16 protein-coding genes and 2 pseudogenes are annotated in these 18,402 nt (G+C 71.2%); 6 read left to right on the forward strand and 12 right to left on the reverse strand.

Annotation, left to right across the window (positions count from 1 at the left end):
* Nucleotides 1-9: 9 nt before the first annotated feature.
* On the forward strand, nucleotides 10-972 hold the full coding sequence (locus AB0E14_RS07885; protein ID WP_362413631.1) for a YihY/virulence factor BrkB family protein: 963 nt from the start codon (nucleotides 10-12) through the stop codon (nucleotides 970-972).
* Between the two features lie 337 nt (nucleotides 973-1,309).
* On the opposite strand, the pseudogene AB0E14_RS07890 reads toward AB0E14_RS07885, so the two are convergent.
* Nucleotides 1,310-2,389: pseudogene (locus AB0E14_RS07890) on the reverse strand (D-alanyl-D-alanine carboxypeptidase); the annotation flags it as partial.
* Here AB0E14_RS07890 and AB0E14_RS07895 point away from each other — a divergent pair.
* The 3 genes from AB0E14_RS07895 to AB0E14_RS07905 all read left to right on the forward strand — a co-directional run bounded on the left by AB0E14_RS07895 (nucleotide 2,328) and on the right by AB0E14_RS07905 (nucleotide 5,659).
* Nucleotides 2,328-2,573, forward strand: coding sequence for a hypothetical protein (locus AB0E14_RS07895; protein WP_362413633.1), 246 nt, complete (start codon nucleotides 2,328-2,330; stop codon nucleotides 2,571-2,573). The pseudogene AB0E14_RS07890 and the gene AB0E14_RS07895 overlap by 62 nt on opposite strands.
* A gap of 11 nt (nucleotides 2,574-2,584) precedes the next feature.
* Nucleotides 2,585-3,886 carry a metallophosphoesterase gene (locus tag AB0E14_RS07900; RefSeq protein ID WP_362413635.1) on the forward strand — a complete coding sequence of 434 codons (1,302 nt, stop codon included), beginning with the start codon at nucleotides 2,585-2,587 and terminating at the stop codon, nucleotides 3,884-3,886.
* A gap of 219 nt (nucleotides 3,887-4,105) precedes the next feature.
* Complete coding sequence (locus tag AB0E14_RS07905) at nucleotides 4,106-5,659, forward strand: ABC transporter substrate-binding protein (RefSeq protein ID WP_362413637.1); 1,554 nt, start codon at nucleotides 4,106-4,108, stop codon at nucleotides 5,657-5,659.
* A 92-nt stretch (nucleotides 5,660-5,751) separates the two neighbouring features.
* Here AB0E14_RS07905 and AB0E14_RS07910 read toward each other — a convergent pair whose 3' ends face one another.
* The 4 genes from AB0E14_RS07910 to AB0E14_RS07925 form a co-directional block, all read right to left on the reverse strand.
* Nucleotides 5,752-6,564 carry a TetR family transcriptional regulator gene (locus AB0E14_RS07910; RefSeq protein WP_362413639.1) on the reverse strand — a complete coding sequence of 271 codons (813 nt, stop codon included), beginning with the start codon at nucleotides 6,562-6,564 and terminating at the stop codon, nucleotides 5,752-5,754.
* Between the two features lie 10 nt (nucleotides 6,565-6,574).
* Nucleotides 6,575-7,009 carry a DCC1-like thiol-disulfide oxidoreductase family protein gene (locus AB0E14_RS07915; RefSeq protein WP_362413641.1) on the reverse strand — a complete coding sequence of 145 codons (435 nt, stop codon included), beginning with the start codon at nucleotides 7,007-7,009 and terminating at the stop codon, nucleotides 6,575-6,577.
* 10 nt (nucleotides 7,010-7,019) lie between these two features.
* On the reverse strand, nucleotides 7,020-7,454 hold the full coding sequence (locus AB0E14_RS07920; RefSeq protein ID WP_362413643.1) for a hypothetical protein: 435 nt from the start codon (nucleotides 7,452-7,454) through the stop codon (nucleotides 7,020-7,022).
* A gap of 122 nt (nucleotides 7,455-7,576) precedes the next feature.
* Nucleotides 7,577-9,721 (reverse strand): DUF4132 domain-containing protein, encoded by a 2,145-nt coding sequence (locus AB0E14_RS07925; protein WP_362413645.1) that lies wholly within the window; start codon nucleotides 9,719-9,721, stop codon nucleotides 7,577-7,579.
* 99 nt (nucleotides 9,722-9,820) lie between these two features.
* Between AB0E14_RS07925 and AB0E14_RS07930 the strand changes: the two genes are divergently transcribed.
* Nucleotides 9,821-10,366 (forward strand): MarR family transcriptional regulator, encoded by a 546-nt coding sequence (locus tag AB0E14_RS07930; protein ID WP_362413647.1) that lies wholly within the window; start codon nucleotides 9,821-9,823, stop codon nucleotides 10,364-10,366.
* Nucleotides 10,367-10,399: 33 nt separating this feature from the next.
* On the opposite strand, the gene AB0E14_RS07935 is transcribed toward AB0E14_RS07930, so the two are convergent.
* From AB0E14_RS07935 to AB0E14_RS07965, 7 genes and pseudogenes are all read right to left on the reverse strand, one after another.
* A complete protein-coding gene (locus AB0E14_RS07935) occupies nucleotides 10,400-11,512 on the reverse strand; it encodes a serine hydrolase domain-containing protein (protein ID WP_362413649.1) in 1,113 nt (370 codons plus the stop codon).
* A gap of 115 nt (nucleotides 11,513-11,627) precedes the next feature.
* Entirely contained in the window at nucleotides 11,628-12,173 is a 546-nt protein-coding gene (locus tag AB0E14_RS07940; protein WP_362413651.1) for a hypothetical protein, read from the reverse strand.
* A gap of 108 nt (nucleotides 12,174-12,281) precedes the next feature.
* The gene (locus AB0E14_RS07945) at nucleotides 12,282-13,040 is read right to left on the reverse strand and encodes a succinate dehydrogenase iron-sulfur subunit (RefSeq protein WP_352191934.1); all 759 of its coding nucleotides are present in this window, start codon (nucleotides 13,038-13,040) and stop codon (nucleotides 12,282-12,284) included.
* Nucleotides 13,040-14,794, reverse strand: coding sequence for a succinate dehydrogenase flavoprotein subunit (gene sdhA / locus AB0E14_RS07950; protein ID WP_362413654.1), 1,755 nt, complete (start codon nucleotides 14,792-14,794; stop codon nucleotides 13,040-13,042). The genes AB0E14_RS07945 and sdhA overlap by 1 nt, the downstream gene beginning before the upstream one ends.
* 25 nt (nucleotides 14,795-14,819) lie before the next feature.
* Complete coding sequence (locus tag AB0E14_RS07955; RefSeq protein WP_329116889.1) at nucleotides 14,820-15,296, reverse strand: succinate dehydrogenase hydrophobic membrane anchor subunit; 477 nt, start codon at nucleotides 15,294-15,296, stop codon at nucleotides 14,820-14,822.
* 8 nt (nucleotides 15,297-15,304) lie between these two features.
* Nucleotides 15,305-15,685, reverse strand: a complete 381-nt coding sequence (gene sdhC, locus AB0E14_RS07960) for a succinate dehydrogenase, cytochrome b556 subunit (RefSeq protein ID WP_189948009.1) — start codon at nucleotides 15,683-15,685, stop codon at nucleotides 15,305-15,307.
* 318 nt (nucleotides 15,686-16,003) lie between these two features.
* A pseudogene (locus tag AB0E14_RS07965) lies at nucleotides 16,004-16,444 on the reverse strand (2-oxo-4-hydroxy-4-carboxy-5-ureidoimidazoline decarboxylase); the annotation flags it as partial.
* 291 nt (nucleotides 16,445-16,735) lie between these two features.
* Here AB0E14_RS07965 and AB0E14_RS07970 point away from each other — a divergent pair.
* Nucleotides 16,736-18,358 carry a glycoside hydrolase family 20 protein gene (locus AB0E14_RS07970; RefSeq protein ID WP_362413656.1) on the forward strand — a complete coding sequence of 541 codons (1,623 nt, stop codon included), beginning with the start codon at nucleotides 16,736-16,738 and terminating at the stop codon, nucleotides 18,356-18,358.
* Nucleotides 18,359-18,402: the final 44 nt, after the last annotated feature.

Here is an 18,402-nt window from a genome sequence, read left to right on the forward strand (position 1 = left end):
GCGTACGAGATGGACTGGCTGACGAAGCTCCCCGTCATCGGACCCTGGGTGACCAGGTTCATGAAGACGCACGCCTGGCGTTCGTACGAGACCCTCGACGCCGCCCACTGGACCCGGCTCGCCGCCGCCATCACCTTCCTCAGCTTCCTCGCGCTCTTCCCGCTGATCGCCGTCGCCGCGGCGGTCGGCGCCGCGCTGCTCAGCAAGGAACAGCTCGACAAGATCGAGGACAAGGTCAGCGAGCAGGTCCCCGGCATCTCGGACCAACTCAACATCGGTGGGTTGGTGGACAACGCGGGGACGATCGGTCTCGTCGCCGGTGTCCTGCTGCTCTTCACCGGCATCGGATGGGTCGGCTCGATGCGGGACTGTCTGCGCGCGGTGTGGGGGCTCGACGACCAGGACGAGGGCAACCCCTTCGCACGCAAGGGCAAGGACGCGCTCGTCCTGCTCGGGCTCGGCGCGGTCGGGCTCTGCTCGCTCGCCGCGTCCTGGCTCGGCTCCACCGCCATCGGCTGGAGCGCCGACCGGGTGGGGATCTCCGGCGAAGGGGCCACCGGGATCCTGCTCCAGGCGGCCTCAGTCGCCGTCGCCGCCGTCGCGGGCTTCCTGATCCTGCTGTACCTGCTGACCCTGCTCCCGGGCGTCCAGCCGCCGCGACGCCGCCTGATCGTGGCGGCGGTGATCGGCGCGATCGGCTTCGAACTGCTGAAGCTGCTGATCGGCGGCTACATGCGGGAGGTCGCGGGGAAGTCGATGTACGGCGCGTTCGGCGTACCGGTCGCGTTGCTCCTGTGGATCAACTTCTCCGCGAAACTGCTGCTGTTCTGTGCCTCCTGGACGGCTACGGGGTCGCCGTCGGCTCCACGCCCTCGGACTCCTGAGCCTGCTCCGGCTCCTGCTTCTGCTCCTGCTCCGGGGAAGGCTCCTGCGCGTCCGGCCGAGGGCGGCGCAGCGGCCAGCGACGGTTGACGAGGAACGCCGCCCCCGCGAGCAGCACCAGCACACCGCCGATGACGGCGAGGGCGGTGCCGACGCCCCCGGACTTCGCCGCGGCGACGTTCTGGGCGGTGTTCGGCGCGTTCTTGCCGGGCGCCGGCGTCGTACCGCCGCTCTCGGTGCCCGGCGTCGTCCGCGCGGACTTCGGCGGAACCAGCTCGCCGACCGGCGTCACCTTCCCGGTGGCCGCGAAGCCCCAGTCCAGGAGCCGCGCGGTCTCCTTGTAGACGGCGTGCTGCTCCTTGGAGGACGGGTTCAGGACCGTCACCAGCAGCACCTTGCCGTTGCGCTCCGCGACGCCGGTGAAGGTGGAACCCGCGTGCGTGGTGTTGCCGTTCTTGACGCCGGCGATGCCCTGGTACTGCGGGACGCCGAGGTCACCGGTCAGCAGCCGGTTGGTGTTCTGGATCTCGAACGTCTCCCGCTTCTTGCCCGGCTTCTGCTCCCCGGGGAAGGCGGCGCGGGCCGTCGCCGCGTACTCCCGGAAGTCCGCCTTCTGCATGCCGCTGCGGGCGATCAGCGTGAGGTCGTACGCGGACGAGACCTGACCCGGTGCGTCGTAGCCGTCGGGCGAGACCACGTGCGTGTCGAGGGCCTGCAGTTCGTCGGCGCGCGCGTTCATGTCGGCGACGGTCTGCGGGATGCCCTGGTTCATCGCTGAGAGCACCCGCACGGCGTCGTTGCCGGAGCGCAGGAAGACGCCCAGCCAGAGGTCGTGGACGGTGTAGGTCTGCTTCTCCTTGATGCCGACCAGGCTGGAGCCCGAGCCGAGCCCCGCCAGGTCCTGGGCGGTGACCGTGTGGCTCGCCGTCCTCGGGAACTTGGGCAGGACCGTGTCCGCGAAGAGCATCTTGAGCGTGGATGCGGGGGCCAGCGGCCAGTGGGCGTTGTGCGCGGCGAGGACCTGGCCGCTCTCGGCGTCCGCGACGATCCACGACCGCGCGCTCAGCTCCTTCGGCAGCACCGGCGCCCCGGGCCCGAGGTTCACCTGCGTGCCGGGCCTGCTGAGCAGCGAACCGCCGACGGAGGACATGAGGGCGGGCGGCTTGGGCTGCTGGTCCTCCTTGTTGTCCACCGTGTCCGCGTGGGCGGGGGCGGCGGCGAGGAGGGGGAGCAGCGCGGCGGCAAGGACCGCGCGAGCGGTCGTCTTCGAAGCAGACACGATCGAAAACGTACAGGCACCACGCGGCGAACCGAACCCCGCCCGGCGCTTCCCCCGACCCCGACCACCCGGGCGCACGCGCGCGTGCCGCACCGCCCCCGCGTACCCCCGCACCTCGGCCCGCCCCGGCGCCGGGGCGGGTGCGGCGGGTGGTGATACTGGGGGTATGAAGCTCAGCCGGCCGGTCTCCTGGTTCCTGCTCGCCTTCGGCGTGTGGAGCTGGTTCATCTGGATCACTTTCGTCAAGAACCTGTGGAACGACGGGAGCGGTCTCGCCTTCGACGACGCGGGCGACCCGACGGCCTACTTCTGGGTTCATCTGCTGCTCGCCATCACGTCCTTTGTCCTGGGGACGGTGGTGGGCGCGATCGGGTTGCGTGGCGTGCGCGCGTTGCGGCGCGAACGCGGATAGGGGTGGGGCGCGTGCTCGGCTTTCTGGTGGTGGCTGTGGTGGTCCTCGGTCTGCTGGGCGGGGTCCACTGGTACGTGTGGCGGCGCCTCGTGCGCGATGTCACCGTGCGCGGAAGCGTCGCGCGGCGGCTGGGGACGGGCGCCGCGTTCGTCCTGCCCGCGCTGGCTGTCGGCGCCCTGGTCTCCGCGCGCGCGGGCGCGCCCTTCTGGCTCCAGCAGGTCGTGGCCTGGCCCGGCTATCTGTGGCTGGCCCTGCTGCTCTACCTGACCCTCGCCCTGGTCGTGGGGGAGGCCGTCCGGCCGGTGCTGCGGCGCGTGCTTGAGCGCCGGGACATCGCCGCCGCTCCGCAGGCGGTGGCGGCCCCGTCGGCCCCGGCCCCGGTCCCGGTGACCGTGCCCGCCCCCGCGCCGGAGGCGCCGGAAGCCGCCGCGCCGGCCGAGCCCGAGGCGCCGGAGCCGGTGGGCGTCGCGCCCGGTGCCACCGCCGTGTCGCGGCGGCTGTTCGTGTCGCGGGTCGTCGGCGGCGCCGCGGCCCCCGCCGCCGTGGGGACCGTCGGGTACGGAACGTACGGCGTGCTGCGCGGGCCCCGCGTCAAGCGGGTGACCGTGCCGCTGGCCAAGATCCCGCGCGCGCTGCACGGGTACCGCATCGCCGTCGTGTCCGACATCCACATCGGGCCGATCCTCGGCCGCGCCCACACCCAGCGCATCGTGGAGACCATCAACGCCACCCAGCCCGACCTGATCGCCGTCGTCGGCGACCTCGTCGACGGCAGCGTCGAGAACCTCGGCTCCGCCGCCGAGCCCCTCGCCCGGCTCCGGGCCCGGCACGGCTCGTTCTTCGTGACCGGCAACCACGAGTACTTCTCCGGTGCCGACGCCTGGGTCGACCACGTCCGCGAACTCGGCCTGCGCCCGCTGCGCAACGAGCGCCTGGAGATCGCGGCGGGCTTCGACCTCGCCGGGGTGGACGACATCGCGGGCGAGAGCGAGGGCAAGGGGCCCGACTTCGCCGCCGCGCTCGGCGACCGGGACCGCGCGAAGGCCGCCGTCCTGCTGGCACACCAGCCGATCGTCATCGACGACGCCGTCCGCCACGGCGTCGACCTCCAGCTCTCCGGGCACACCCACGGCGGGCAGCTCTGGCCCGGCAACTACCTCGCCGAGCTGGCCAACCCGACCGTCGCCGGTCTGGAGCGGTACGGCGACACCCAGCTGTACGTCTCGCGCGGCGCGGGCGCCTGGGGCCCGCCGGTCCGGGTGGGCGCGCCCTCCGACATCACCGTCGTCCAGCTCGCCTCGAAGCAGGCGTGACGGGACGGGTTCCGGCGGGCCCGTGAGCGGAAGCTGTCACTCCTCGCGCAGGGGGTGATACGTACCGTTCGACCCGCCGGATTCTCATATCCCGGACATATACCTGCATCGTGAAGGTTTCCTCTTCCACTTGTGAAGTCCGTGTGATTGGGTGACGCCATCGCGGGATGGCTGGGCGCCGCCGCGGCAGGGGTGGGCACGAAAAAAGGAAGCACGGCGATGCGGTCGACGGTCCGTCTTCGGATCCTCATCACATGCGGAGTTCTGGTGGTCGCCGGAGTGGGTGGCTGGCAGCTGCTCCCGTCCGACGACGAGCGGACCGATCCGATCACCATCGGCACCACGGACGAGGTGACCTCGCTCGATCCGGCCGGTGCGTGGGACGCCGGTTCCTGGGCGATGTACAGCAACGTCTACCAGACCCTGCTGAGCTTCAAGCCGGGCGTCATCACGCCGGTTCCGGACGCGGCCGAGAGCTGCAAGTTCGTCGGCGCGAAGCTCACCACGTACCAGTGCGAGCTCCGCGACGACCTCACGTTCTCCAGCGGCCGCAAGGTGACCGGCGAGGACGTCAAGCACTCCTTCGAGCGGATCCTGAACATCAAGGCGGACACGGGTCCCGCGCCGCTCTTCCCGACCCTCAAGAACGTCGTCGCCGACGGGCAGAAGGTCACCTTCAACCTGAACGGCCGGGACGCGACCTTCCCGTTCAAGCTCGCCACGGGCGCGGGTTCCATCGTCGACAGCAGCCAGTACCCGGCCAAGCAGGTCCGCGAGGGTGTCACGGCCGACGGTTCCGGGCCGTACCTCCTCAAGGAGTTCAAGCCCGGCGAGAGCGCGCGGCTCGAACCGAACCCGAAGTACAGGGGCGCGGCCAAGGCCGGACGTACGGTCGTCGTGAAGTACTTCCAGGAGTCCGAGAAGCTCGCGGACGCCTGGAAGAGCAAGCAGATCGACATCGCGCACCGCCAGATGCCCCCGGAGTTCCTCTCCGAGGCGGGCAACGGCAAGGACTCCGCCCGGATCACGGAGGCGCAGACCGCCGAGGTCCGCAATCTCTACTTCAACGTGAAGCCCGGCTCGCCGATGGCGAAGAAGGAGGTCCGGCAGGCGATCGCCGCCGTCGTCGACCGTCCGGCCATCGTCACCGGCGCGTACCACGGCACGGTGGAGCCGCTGTACTCCCTGATCCCGCAGGGCTACAACGGTCACAGCACCTCGTTCTACGACGCCTACCCCGAGCCGTCCAAGAAGAAGGCCAAGAGCCTCCTCCAGGAGGCGGACGTCGAGACGCCGGTGAGCTTCACCCTCGGCTACCGCAAGGACGTCACGTACGCGGCCGAGGCGAAGGAGCTGCAGCGGCAGCTGGAGTCGACCGGCCTGTTCAAGGTGAAGCTGGTCGAGGCGGAGTGGCAGGAGTTCCAGAAGGCGTACGCGAAGGGCGAGTACGACGCGTACCCGGTCGGCTGGCTGCCCGACTTCCCGGACTCCGACAGCTTCACCGCCCCGCTCGTGGGCGCCGGCAACGCCATGCACACCGGGTTCTCCAGCCGGAAGATCGACTCGTTGATCTCGGCGACGCAGCAGTACAGCGACCGGGCCGCGGCGGCGAACGACTTCGAGGACATCCAGACGGAGGTCGTGAACGACGTTCCGCTGATCCCGCTCTGGCAGAAGAAGGACTACGTGCTCGCGACGACGGAGGTCGCCGGTTCGCAGTACCTCACCGACGGCACCGGGGTCTGGCGGCTCTGGGAGCTGAGCTGGATCTGACGCCCGTCCCCCCCCGGCGTCCGACGCGTCATCGCCCGAGGGGCCCCGAGCCGTGCACCGGCCGGGGCCCCTCGGGCGTTTCCGGATCCTGCTCAGTCGTCCTTCGAGGACTTCCCGCCCTCCGGGTCCTCCGCGTCCTTCGCGGCCTTGGCCGCCTTGGCGCGCTTGGGCTTGCCCGAGGCCGCCATGCCCGCCGCCGTCGGCATGAAGTCGGCGAGCAGGTCGTGGGTCTCGCGGACCAGCGGGCGCAGCAGCCGGAAGCGGGAGAGCGAGATCGCGCGGGCGGTGACCGGTGCGAGGCGCTCGACGAGCCGGCGGCTGTTGGCGCAGCCCTCGGAGCGGTCGTACACCCAGAACAGCACCAGGCCCATCTGCTGGAGCCAGAGCAACTGGGGGAGCGGCTCGGCCAGTTCGGGGTCGATCTTGACGTTCGCTCCGGAGATGACCCGGCGGTGGACCTCGATCGCTGCCTCGCGGGGGCCTTCCGACTCGGGGGAGAAGGGGCTGAGCGGGCTGTCCGGGTCGGCGGCGTTCTTGAAGAACTGGGACGCGAACTCGTGGTACGGCTCGGCGATGTCGAGCCAGCCGAGGAGGACCCCGCGGATGCGGGCCGTGAGGTCCTTCTCGTCGCTGTCCAGGATGGCTTCGACGGCCGACTGGTGTTCCTCGGCGATCCGGTCGTAGAAGCCCTGGACGAGGTGTTCCTTGGACGCGAAGTAGTAGTACGCGTTGCCGACGGAGACCCCGGCCTCCTGGGCGATGGCCCGCATGGTGGTCTTGTCGTAGCCGCGCTCCTTGAACAGCCGGAGGGCGGTTTCGAGGATCAGCGTGCGGGTCTGCTCGCTCTTCGCGACCTTGGGCTGCGCGGGGCCCTCGGCGGGCTTGTCTTCCTTCACGTCCTTCACGGTCCCGAGCCTAGCCGGGCGCGCCGGGTGCTTCGCAGCGCCCGTCCTCGCAGCGGCCGTCCTCGCGGGCCGGTCCGCCGGCCTTGATCGCCTCGCGCCACTTGGCGGCGGCGAGGACGGTCGCCCGGGCGACGGGCCGGCCGGCCGGGGTGGCCAGCCACTGGGCCTTGGGCCGGTGGTCGGCCAGGGCCCAGAGGCAGACGATCCACGCGGAGGTGGAGGTGTAGATCTGCCCCCGGTCCCCGATCACGGTGATCTCCTTGAGGGTGGCCGCGTGGTCGAGGCCGGGGAAGCGGCGCCTGGCCTCCTGCGAGCCGGCCGGGACGAGGTCGAGCGGCACGAGTTGGCGCTGCCGCAGGAGCCAGTGCCGCAGATGGACGCAGAGCGGGCAGTCGGCGTCGTAGAGCACGGTGAGGCGGTGTACGGGGGTGCCGGTCCGGCTCATCCGTCCCACCTCACGCCCCGGCGACGGGCGGTGCCCAGGGACCCTTGGGGTGGGGGCCGGTCCAGCCCTGCGGGGGCACCGGCGGGACCTGTTCGCGCTCCATGACGCCCCGGCGGCGGATCTTGTTGAGGACGTAGACGTTGCCGAGGTGCATCACGCCGAGGACGAGGAGGACCACGCCGAGCTTGACGGAGAGGGCCTCGAAGAGAGCCCGGGCGTCGGCGACGGCCTCGTCCTGGCTGAGGTAGAGGGCGACGAAGCCGAAGTTGACGAGGTAGAAGCCGACCACCAGAAGGTGGTTCACGGCATCGGCGAGCTTCTCGTTCCCGTGCAGGACGTCGGAGAGGAAGATCCTTCCGTTGCGGCTGAGCGTGCGGGCGACCCAGACGGTCAGCGCCACGCTGACGAGCAGGTAGACGATGTACGCGACGACAGTGAGGTCCATGCCCCACCCTCCCTTGAACGCGTTCAAATAGGTTCAGGGCATGACTGTAGACCCCCACTTGAACATGTTCAAGTGGGGGTCTGTGGGTGGTGCCGTACGGCCGAACTCCCGCGCGGTGCGCGCTACTCCGGGCCCGTGCCGCCCTCGGGCCCCGCCGCTGCGGACGCCACCGACACGAACAGGTCCACGTCCCGCAGCGCCTCCGACAGCGCGAGCGCCGGTACGTCGGCCGGCGACGCCGCCGCCCAGGCGCCGCGCGCGGTGGCCGAGGCCGTGGCCCCGCGCCGCTCGAAGCGGACCGCGCCCGTGCGGCAGAGGGCGGCGATCCCGGTCTCACGGCTCTCCGCGTCGACCAGCTCGACAGGGAGCAGCGCCCGCCAGAACACGCCCTCGCCGACCGGCACTTCGCCCGCGCGCGGCAGCTCCCGCACCATCTCCGAGGAGTAGCCCTCTCTGAAGAAGCCCAGGTGGTCGCCGCTCCAGCCGCGCTCGGCCAGCAGCGCCCTGGCGCGGGCGTAGTGCAGGACGCGGCCGGCGAAGCGGTCGGCGCTCGCCCCGGCGCCCACCTCGGCCGCGGCGAGCGCGTACGTCTCGCGGAAGACCTGCGGGAACGGCTGCGCCTGCTCCCGCCCCGTGAACTCGCCCCGCCACTCGGCGATCTCCTCGCCGTCCACCCGCAGCGGGTGCCACAACCGCAGCCGGGCCCCCGGGGCGACCGGCAGCGCGGTGCCGTCCGCGCCCGCCAGCGCCCAGCCGCCGCCGGTCCGCTCCGGCAGCCCGGCCGTCCAGTGCCCGTCGCCGTCGGCGTCGGCCTCCCAGAGCAGCGCCCGGGCGACGGCGCCGGTCACCGGATGGTCGATGTAGTACCGCTCCCAGTCCTCCGTCGGCCAGGTCGTCCCCGCCGCCAGATGCTCCTCCAGACGGGACCGCTCCACGGCCAGCAGGGCCCGCAACTCCTTGAACCCGGCGCGCAGCGGCGCAAGTCGCTCTCCGTGCGCCTCCCGGACCGGCTTCGGCGCGGACTTCAGGATCCGGCCCTCGGGGCCCAGGAACGACAGCGAGGCCACGCCCGGCTCGCTCACCGCGAGGACCGCCGTGTACGCCCCGAGCGCCTCCTCACGCACCCCGCGCGCGTCGAGCCCGTGCGCCGGGACGCCGCGCTCGCGCAGCATCGACGGCGTCAGCCCGGCCCGCCCGGCGACGGTCTCCAGAGCCTTGGCGGCCGCCTTGAGCACCGTCCGGTTGCGGACCTTCCCCCGGACCCGCCCGAGCCACTGGACGGCCTCCTCGGCCCGCGCGCCCTCGAACTCGCCGAGCACCGCCACCGCCGTCGAGGCCAGCGTCTGGCTGCGGCACTCGCCGCCGGAGCCGCCGAGGCCGGTGCCCGCGTGCAGGGCGACGGCCCCGGCCGACGGCGCCGCCCAGGGCACGTCCAGGTCGAGCGCGGCCCACAACAGCCCGCGTATCAGGCAGGTGTTGGTGTCGCCCGCGATGCCCCGGACGTTGATCCCCCAGGGATTCAGGTCGGCCACCCTGTGCTCGGGCTGCGCGGCGATCCCCTCCAGCAGCCGCCGCACCAGCTCCGCACCGGACGTGGCCTCCGCGAGGAGTGCGGAGGCGCGCCTGCGCCAGGTCCGGGTCGCCCTGACCTTGTCCAGGTGCACGCAGTGCGCCAGGAACGCGGCCACGCCCCTTCCCACCAGCAGTTCGGCGTGCGCGGCCCGCATCGCCGGTCCGTACGCGTCGAGACCGTCGAGGAGATGGCGCGGCAGCCGGCCCTCGACGACAGGCGTCTCGCGCCGCAGCAGGGCGTCGATCCGGTCCCGTATCCCCGCGAACTCGTCGGACGCGTAGACCCGCAGGTCCTCCGCCGTCCGCCGCAGCGCCCTCAGGCGAGGCCGGTCGCACTCCTCGACCTGCTCGGCCGCCGAGAGCGCGAGCGGCACCAACGCCATGAACCCGTCCCGCAGTTCGTGCACCGAGACCTCGGCCTCCGGTCCCGTGAGGCGCCCGAGCAGCAGGTCCGACTCCTCCGTCGACCAGCCGAGCTCCTGCCCCGCCAGCCGCTCCAGGGCGGGATCGAGCAGCGGCTCCCGGCGCATGCACGCCCTCCGGTGCATCACCAGCGCCCATTCCCGCCGCTCCACCGGGTCCGCCGCCTCTGTGAGCGCCAGGACGGCCCCGCCTCCGTGCCCCCCGGCCTCCGCGGACCTGTCCGCGTCCAACGCTTCGTTCAGCCTGAGCCCCAGGCTCGTGGTCCCCACCATGGATACGACGGTAGGGGACGTCGCTGACACCACCCCCACGCTGCGAGGGCGAAATGTTCGGTACCGAATAAATGTCCCCTTTCGACGTACGATCGATGCATGGAGGCGACCGAGCCCGAGCCGACCGAGCCCGTCCCGCGTGACTGGACCGACGAGCACGTCGCGCGCTGGCAGCCGGTCCTGCCCGGCCTCGACCCCTCGGTGGAGGGCGCCGTCACCCGGATGAAGAAGCTCTCCGTCCATCTCCGGCGGGTCCGCGAGCAGTCCCTGGTCGACTTCGAACTGGAACGCCACGAGTTCGACACGCTGCACAAGCTCGCAGGACGGGGCGGCAGCGCCGCCCCCTCCGAGCTGGCCCAGGACCTCGACCTCGCCCCCGCCTCCGTCACCGGCCGCCTCGACGCCCTGGAGCGGCGCGGCTTCGTCCGCCGTACGCCCTCCACGACCGACCGGCGAAAGGTCGTCGTCGAACTCACCGCCGCCGGCCGGGAGACCTGGCTCGGTGCCATGGACGTCCTCGGCCACGAGGAGGACCGGCTGCTCGGCGTCCTCGACGAGGACGAGCGGACCCTGCTCAACGACCTGCTCCGCCGGATCATGCTGGTCGCCGAGGAGGGCCCGCCCGCCTCTCCCTGGCACGGCTAGCGACCCGCCCAGGGCGAGCCCGGCACGCGTTCCCTACGCGCCTGCGGCCACCCGCTCCCGGTACCCCTTGAACGCCGCCCCCACGATCCCCTTGACCCGTGCCGTCTCCCGCGCGGAGTCCTTCCCCGTCGTCAGCGTGGAGTAGACGACGACACGGCCCAGGCCCTGAGTGGCGAACACCCCGCTCGTGTATCCGTGGTTGGTCCCCGTCTTGCCCCAGACGACGGGCCCGCCGCCGGGCACAGGGAAGCGCATCAGGCCGCCGAGGCTGAACTGCGCGTCCGGTATCGCCGGCACCGTGAAGAGCGCCGCCCGCTCGGCCGGACGGTGCAGTCCGCCGCGCATCAGCACGTTCATGAAGCGGGTCAGATCGCCGGACGTGGAGACCAGACCGCCCTCGGCCCACGCCCAGTCGTCGGCGGGCAGCCGCGTGTGGCGCAGTCCGAGCGGCCGCAGGATCCTGTCGCGCAGCTCCGCCTCGTACGACAGGCCGGACACCTTCTCGACGAGGAGGCCGGCGAGGAAGTAGTTGATCCCGTTGTACTGGGCCGTCGTGCCGGGTGCCGTCGGCGTCCCGCAGGAGACCGCCGACCGCACGACCTCGACCGGCGACCCGGGCCGGACGCACTCCGGCTTCTGCAGCCCACTGGTGTGGCTGAGCAGCTGCCCCACGGTGATCGGCGCGTACGAACGCGGCAGGAGGCCCGGGAGGTGCGCCTGGACCGGCTCGTCCAGCGAAAGCCGCCCCTCGCCGACGAGTTGGAGCACGAGCGCGCCGGTGAACAGCTTCGTGACGCTCCCGACGGCGAACTCTCCGGCGTGCGGTCCGTCCACGGGCGCCGTCCACTCCCCGGCCGTCCCGGTCCACCGGCCGTCCCGCCCGCTGATCCGGACCATCGCCCCGCGCACGGAGGGCTCGGGCAACCCGGCCAGAGCGGTTCTCAGGGCGGCGATGTCGATCTGGCCGTCCACGGGGGCGCTCCGCGTCCACGACGGTGCGGCAGCCGAAGCCGGCGCGCTCGTCGGGCCGAGCACCGCCACACCCACGAGGGCCGCCCCCGCCGCGACCAGGGCCGTCCAACGCGCCTTACCGACAACCGAGTTCGTCCGCGTGCTCGTCCGTACGCTCGTCCATGAGTTCGTCATGGATCAAGGTTCCCGCCGGAGGCCCGCCCGGACCATCGGGGACACCCCTCGCCACGCCCGGAGGCCACCCCGACGCCACCCGGACCCGCGACCCGCCCCGTCCCCTAGGGAACCGTCACATGCTCAGCGAGCGCGCGTAGTTCAGCTGGCCCATGACCCAGTGGATGGTCTCCGGCCCCCTCGCCGGGATCATCGTGGAGTGGTGGCGGCCGCCGCTCGTCACCGTGACCTGGATGAAGCCGGTCGTCTGCTTCTCCTTCATCAGCAGGAACAGCAGACCCAGCAGGCACAGCAGGAAGAAGATGACGGCCAGCACGATCGCGACCGCCGGGATCTTCTCCTCCGTCCGCGACATGTCCATCGCGTTCCACACCGCGCCCCTGAGCGGCATCTGACCCGCCGGGGTGATGATCTGGTCCCCGACGACCGTGATGTCACCGAGGCTCAGCAGCGGCGCGCCACCGGCCATCCCCGCCGGCGGGTACTGCGGCGGCACCGGCAGTCCGGCCGCGAGGGTCGGCTCGTAGCCGCCCGGCGTCCCGGCCTGCGGATACCCGTAACCGGGCGACCCCGCCTGCGGATAGCCGTACCCCGGGGTCCCCGGCTGCTGGCCGGGACCCCACGTGTACTCACCGTCCGCGTAAGGATTCGGCTCGCTCATCTCTCTCCCCGTTCTCTCCTGCGACGGCCACCGACGACGAAGCCCGCTCCTGCACGCAGAGCGTACAGAAGCGGGCTTCGCCCCATGGGGCAGGAGACCGGCCAGGTGTCAGAAGCGACGCGTGATCAGCGCGCGCTTCACTTCCTGGATGGCCTTCGTGACCTCGATGCCACGCGGGCAGGCGTCCGTGCAGTTGAACGTCGTGCGGCAACGCCACACGCCGTCCTTGTCGTTCAGGATCTCCAGGCGCTGCTCGCCCGCCTCGTCACGCGAGTCGAAGATGAAGCGGTGCGCGTTGACGATCGCGGCCGGGCCGAAGTACTGCCCGTCGTTCCAGAACACCGGGCAGGACGACGTGCACGCGGCGCACAGGATGCACTTGGTGGTGTCGTCGAAGCGCTCGCGGTCCTCGGCCGACTGCAGACGCTCACGCGTCGGCTCGTTGCCCTTGGTGACCAGGAACGGCATGACGTCCCGGTACGCCTGGAAGAAGGGCTCCATGTCGACCACGAGGTCCTTCATCACCGTGAGGCCCTTGATGGCCTCGACCGTGATCGGCTTCTCGGGGTTGATGTCCTTGATCAGCGTCTTGCAGGCGAGCCTGTTCTTGCCGTTGATCCGCATCGCGTCCGAACCGCAGATGCCGTGCGCGCACGAGCGGCGGAAGGTCAGCGACCCGTCCATGTCCCACTTGATCTTGTGAAGGGCGTCGAGGACACGCTCCTTCGGGTCGATCTCGATCTGGAAGTCCTCCCAGACCGACGCGTCCGACACCTCGGGGTTGAAGCGGCGGATGCGCATCGTGACCGTGATGTACGGGGAGGCGGCGGACTCCGCCTCGACCTTGTCCAGTACGGGGGTAGCCATCAGTACTTACGCTCCATCGGCTGGTAGCGGGTCTGGACGACCGGCTTGTAGTCGAGACGCACGGTCTCGGAGCCGTCCTCGCCGACCTCGCGGTACGCCATCGTGTGGCGCATGAAGTTGACGTCGTCGCGGTTCGGGTAGTCCTCGCGGTAGTGACCGCCGCGGGACTCCTTGCGCGCCAGGGCCGAGACGGCCATGACCTCGGCCAGCTCGAGCAGGTTGCCCAGCTCGACGGCCTCGAGCAGGTCGGTGTTGAACCGCTTGCCCTTGTCCTGGATGGACACGTTCTCGTAGCGCTCGCGCAGTTCGGCGATCTTCTCGACGGCCGTCTTGATGGTCTGCTCCGTACGGAACACCATCACGTTGGCGTCCATCGTCTCCTGGAGCTCACGGCGGATGTCGGCCACCCGTTCGCTGCCCGTGGAGTTGCGCAGCTTCTCGATCTGCTCGACGACGAAGGCCTCGGGGTTCTCCGGAAGCTCGACGAAGTCGCTCTTGGCGGAGTACTCGGCGGCGGCGATGCCGGAGCGCTTGCCGAAGACGTTGATGTCGAGCAGCGAGTTGGTGCCGAGGCGGTTGGCGCCGTGCACCGACACGCAGGCGACCTCGCCGGCCGCGTACAGACCCGGGACGACGGTGGTGTTGTCGCTGAGGACCTCACCCTCGACGTTGGTCGGGATGCCGCCCATGGCGTAGTGCGCGGTGGGCTGGATCGGGATCGGGTCCGTGTACGGCTCGATGCCGAGGTACGTACGGGCGAACTCGGTGATGTCCGGGAGCTTGGCGTCGAGCTGCTCCGGCGGGAGGTGCGTCAGGTCCAGGTAGACGTGGTCGCCCTCGGGACCGCAGCCGCGGCCCTCGCGGATCTCCGTGTAGATGGAGCGCGAGACGACGTCACGGGACGCGAGGTCCTTCATGACCGGCGCGTACTTCTCCATGAAGCGCTCGCCGTCCTTGTTGCGGAGGATGCCGCCCTCACCGCGGGCGCCCTCCGTCAGCAGGATGCCCATGCGCCAGATGCCCGTCGGGTGGAACTGGAAGAACTCCATGTCCTCCAGCGGCAGGCCGCGCCGGTAGCAGGCCGCCTGGCCGTCACCGGTCAGGGTGTGCGCGTTGGAGGTCACCTTGAAGAACTTGCCCGTGCCGCCGGAGGCGTAGATCACGGCCTTGGCCTGGAAGATGTGGATCTCACCGGTGGCCAGCTCGTACGCGACGACACCGGCGGACTTCTTGACGCCGTCGACCTCGGTGATCAGCTGGTCCAGGACGTAGAACTCGTTGAAGAACTCCACGCCCTCCTTGACGCAGTTCTGGTACAGCGTCTGGAGGATCATGTGGCCGGTGCGGTCCGCGGCGTAGCAGGACCGGCGGACCGGGGCCTCGCCGTGGTTGCGGGAGTGACCGCCGAAGCGGCGCTGGTCGATGGTGCCGTTCGGGGTCCGGTTGAACGGCAGGCCCATCTTCTCCAGGTCGAGGACGGCGTCGATGGCCTCCTTCGCCAGGATCTCGGCGGCGTCCTGGTCGACCAGGTAGTCACCGCCCTTGACCGTGTCGAAGGTGTGCCACTCCCAGTTGTCCTCCTCCACGTTGGCCAGCGCGGCGGCCATGCCGCCCTGCGCGGCGCCCGTGTGGGAGCGGGTGGGGTAGAGCTTCGTCAGGACGGCGGTGCGGCTGCGCTTCGTCGCCTCGATGGCGGCGCGCATGCCGGCGCCACCGGCGCCGACGATGACGGTGTCGTACTTGTGGATCTTCATGACGTGGATTACCTCAGCCCCGTGCCTAGCGGATGTTCGGGTCGAAGGTGAAGATCACCAGCGTGCCCAGAAGGATGGTGAACACCGTGGCGGTGTACAGCAGGCCCTTGAGCCACAGGCGCGTGTTGGCCCGCTCCGCGTAGTCGTTGATGACCGTGCGGAGGCCGTTGGCGCCGTGCAGCATGGCGAGCCAGAGCATCAGGAGGTCCCAGACCTGCCAGAACGGCGAGGCCCAGCGGCCGGCCACGAAGGCGAAGCCGATCTTGGAGACGCCGCCGTCGAGGAAGAGCTGGATCAGCAGGTGGCCGAGGACCAGGACGACGAGGACGATGCCCGAGAGGCGCATGAAGAGCCACGCGGCCATCTCGAAGTTGCCTCGGGTCGCCCGGGGCGTCTTGCCGGTGCGCTTGCGGGGGGCCTCGATGTACGGGGCCGGGTTGTCCACGTCGTAGTGGGCCGCGCCCTCGACGGGACCGATCGCGGAAGTGGTGTCAGCAGACATGTCTGGCGTCAGCTCCCGAACAGTTCACGTGCGGCGTGGCCGAGGACGGGGTAGATCGAACCCGCCATCAGCACGACCCAGATGCCCACGACGGTCCAGAGCATCTGCTTCTGGTAGCGCGGGCCCTTGGACCAGAAGTCCACGGCGATGACCCGCAGGCCGTTCAGCGCGTGGAAGAGGATGGCGGCGACCAGGCCGTACTCGAGGAGTGCGACGATCGGCGTCTTGTACGTGGCGACCACTTCGTCGTAGGCCTCGGGGGAGACGCGGACGAGAGCGGTGTCCAGCACGTGTACGAACAGGAAGAAGAAGATGAGGACGCCGGTGACTCGATGAGCCACCCAGGACCACATTCCTTCCCGGCCGCGGTACAGCGTTCCAGCCGGCACGGAAAAACCCTCCGGGAGCGGGGATCAGGGTCGGCCGGCTTCAGTGTCGGTCTGACCCGGCCGGGTACGGTCCACCGGCCCTGGTCATCGTAGCGACGACTTGTCGGTTCGCTCGCGCGGGGTCCATAGGTGTGATCAAAGAGGCACGGAAGGACTACGGACGGCCTATCACCTCGCCCCGAATCACCGCATTCCGGACGCCCGGACGGGTGTCGGGTGCGTCTGTGCGGATGTCTGTACGGATGTCCGTACGGACGACTGCACGGACGCGTGTGCGGATGCTTGCGCGGACGCCGGCACCCGGGCCGCGGCCGCGCCGAGACGGTGGGCCAGCCGGGCGCGGGTCAGCCGGCGCAGCTCGTCGGCGGCGATCACCCGCTCCTCGTCCGGCTCGTTGGCGAGCCGGGAGCGGATGCCCGCGAGGACCTGGTCGAGGCGCTCACCGGGGCGTACGCCGTCGAGGCTGATCACGAAGGCGTGCCCGAAGCGGCTCTCGTACGCCGCGTGGGCGGCCCGCAGCGCGGTGTGCGCGGCGGGCGGGGCGTCGGGGTGGGGCGTGGCCGAGGACTCGGCGGAGAGCGCCTCGTCGCGGTCGGCGGCGGACAGGTCGTACCCGGCCTCGTCGGCGGCGGCGAGCAGCGCGTCGAGCGTCGGGTACGGACGGTGCGCGGTCACCCGTTCGGCCCAGCGGGGGCTGTGGCAGCAGGTGAGGAGGAGCTCCCGCGCGCCCTCGACCGGGAGCGCGTTGAAACGCGCCAGGGGGTCGCCGTGCTGGGCGGGTATCGCGGGGGCGGTGGTGGGGGTGGCGGCGGAGCCCAGGTTCCGGTTCCGGGAAGGGGCGCGGGTGTCGCTGGTCAGCGTGGACTCCGGGAAAGATGGGGTGGGTGTGACTCAACGTTATCGATGAGGAGCGAGAACTGTCCGAAGGATGCGCGAATTTCACCCGGAAGGGAGAGTTTCGGAACGTGTGCGTGACGTTCGGTCGCCCGATGTGGAGGTCTCGGCGCCCCGAATGGCCCCGCCCCGCCCGCTGAGGGAGGATTCCGAGTGATGCGCTACGCCATACGAAGGCCCCACGCGGGCCCCACCCTCCTCGCGGCCGCGCTGGCCCTGGCCACCGTGACCGCCTGCTCCAGCGGTGCCTCCGACGGCCCGGCAGGACCCACCTCCGGCGCCGGAACGCCGTCCCCCGCCACGAGCGCGCCGACGAGCACACCGCCGCCGAGCCCGACGCCCACCCGGACGTACCCCCTCTCCACCGCCCCGCTCACCGTCCCCGCCGTCCGCTCCCACGAAGCGGCGCGCGGACCGGGCTGGCGCCCCACGCCCCAGGCCGGGGTCGTGGTCGCGGCGGGCAGCGAGGGCCTCGCCGACGAGGGCCAGCTGCTCGCGGGGGAGCTCAAGATCGCGTACCGGGGCGCCGTGCCGGCCCGGGCGGGCGACGTCGAGCTGGCCCTCGGCGGCGCGGGCGCCCCCGAGTCGTACACGCTCACCACCCGCGACGACCGGGTCCGGATCACCGGCCCCGACCAGGCGGGCGTCTTCTACGGGACCCGCACGCTCAAGCAGTCGGTGAAGGGCTCGGGCGCCATGCCGGAGGGCACGGTCACCGACGCGCCCGCCAAGCCGCAGCGCGGGCTGAACCTGGACATCGCGCGGAAGTTCTTCACGGCGGCGTGGATCGAGGCGCGGCTGCGCGAGATGGCCGACCTCAAGCTCAACCAGTTCGGCCTGCACTTCTCCGACGACCAGGGCTTCCGCATCGCGTCGGACACCCACCCCGAGATCGTCTCGGCCCAGCACCTCACCAAGGCCGAGGTGCGCCGGATCCTCGCCCTCGCGCAGACCCTGCACATCACCGTCGTGCCCGAGATCGACTCGCCCGGACACCTCGGCGCCGTGCTGCGCGCCTACCCGGAGCTGCGGCTGCTCAACGTCCAGGGCGTGCCGCGCCAGGGCGCCATCGACATCTCCAAGCCCGCGTCGGCGAAGCTCGTGGACGAGCTGCTGCGCGAGTACGCGGCCCTCTTCCCGGGCGGCTGGTTCCACGTCGGCGCCGACGAGTACCAGGCGCTGACCGTCCGCGACCCGGCGGCCTCCTACCCGCAGCTGGCCACGGCCGCCCGCGCGAAGTACGGCCCGCAGGCAGGTGTCCAGGACCTGGCGGAGGGCTGGCTCAACGACCGCGCGGCGGTGGTGCGCTCCACCGACAAGGTCGCGAAGGCCTGGAACGACGGGTTCTTCCGGGGCGGTGTCGTCAGCGCCGACAAGCGCATCGAGGTCGAGTACTGGACCGGCAAGGAGATCGGGGCCCGGCCGCCGATCGAGTACCTCCAGGAGGGCCGCCCGGTCGTCAACCTGAACGACGAGTTCCTCTACTACGTCCTCGGCGAGCCGAACCAGTTCACGTACCCCACGGGCCGCCGGATCTACGAGCAGTGGACCCCGCGGGTCCTGCGCGGCACGACCCCCGTTCCGGCGCGGTACGACTCCCAGATCCTGGGCGGCCGGTTCGCGGTCTGGTGCGACCTGTCCAGGGCGCAGACGCAGGCGCAGGTGGCGGACGGGATCCGGATGCCGCTGACGGCGACGGCCCAGAAACTGTGGGACGCCCGGACGCCGACGGCGAGTTGGGCCGAGTTCCAGGCACTCGCGGTGAAGGTGCGCGGCTGAGCGGTGGCGCTCACCGGTGTACGGCGGTTTCCCCGTGGACGGGT

This window comes from Streptomyces sp. NPDC047981 (assembly GCF_040653315.1).
GTDB lineage: Bacteria > Actinomycetota > Actinomycetes > Streptomycetales > Streptomycetaceae > Streptomyces.

What these genes read in the sequence shown, in the direction of transcription:
- AB0E14_RS07885 (WP_362413631.1), top strand. Translation starts at nt 10, where the DNA reads ATGGACTGGCTGACGAAGCTCCCCGTCATCGGACCCTGGGTGACCAGG.
- AB0E14_RS07895 (WP_362413633.1), top strand. Translation starts at nt 2,328, where the DNA reads ATGAAGCTCAGCCGGCCGGTCTCCTGGTTCCTGCTCGCCTTCGGCGTG.
- AB0E14_RS07905 (WP_362413637.1), top strand. Translation starts at nt 4,106, where the DNA reads ATGCGGTCGACGGTCCGTCTTCGGATCCTCATCACATGCGGAGTTCTG.
- AB0E14_RS07915 (WP_362413641.1), bottom strand. Translation starts at nt 7,009, where the DNA reads ATGAGCCGGACCGGCACCCCCGTACACCGCCTCACCGTGCTCTACGAC.
- AB0E14_RS07920 (WP_362413643.1), bottom strand. Translation starts at nt 7,454, where the DNA reads ATGGACCTCACTGTCGTCGCGTACATCGTCTACCTGCTCGTCAGCGTG.
- AB0E14_RS07925 (WP_362413645.1), bottom strand. Translation starts at nt 9,721, where the DNA reads ATGGTGGGGACCACGAGCCTGGGGCTCAGGCTGAACGAAGCGTTGGAC.
- AB0E14_RS07930 (WP_362413647.1), top strand. Translation starts at nt 9,821, where the DNA reads ATGGAGGCGACCGAGCCCGAGCCGACCGAGCCCGTCCCGCGTGACTGG.
- AB0E14_RS07935 (WP_362413649.1), bottom strand. Translation starts at nt 11,512, where the DNA reads ATGACGAACTCATGGACGAGCGTACGGACGAGCACGCGGACGAACTCG.
- AB0E14_RS07940 (WP_362413651.1), bottom strand. Translation starts at nt 12,173, where the DNA reads ATGAGCGAGCCGAATCCTTACGCGGACGGTGAGTACACGTGGGGTCCC.
- AB0E14_RS07945 (WP_352191934.1), bottom strand. Translation starts at nt 13,040, where the DNA reads ATGGCTACCCCCGTACTGGACAAGGTCGAGGCGGAGTCCGCCGCCTCC.
- sdhA (WP_362413654.1), bottom strand. Translation starts at nt 14,794, where the DNA reads ATGAAGATCCACAAGTACGACACCGTCATCGTCGGCGCCGGTGGCGCC.
- AB0E14_RS07955 (WP_329116889.1), bottom strand. Translation starts at nt 15,296, where the DNA reads ATGTCTGCTGACACCACTTCCGCGATCGGTCCCGTCGAGGGCGCGGCC.
- AB0E14_RS07970 (WP_362413656.1), top strand. Translation starts at nt 16,736, where the DNA reads ATGCGCTACGCCATACGAAGGCCCCACGCGGGCCCCACCCTCCTCGCG.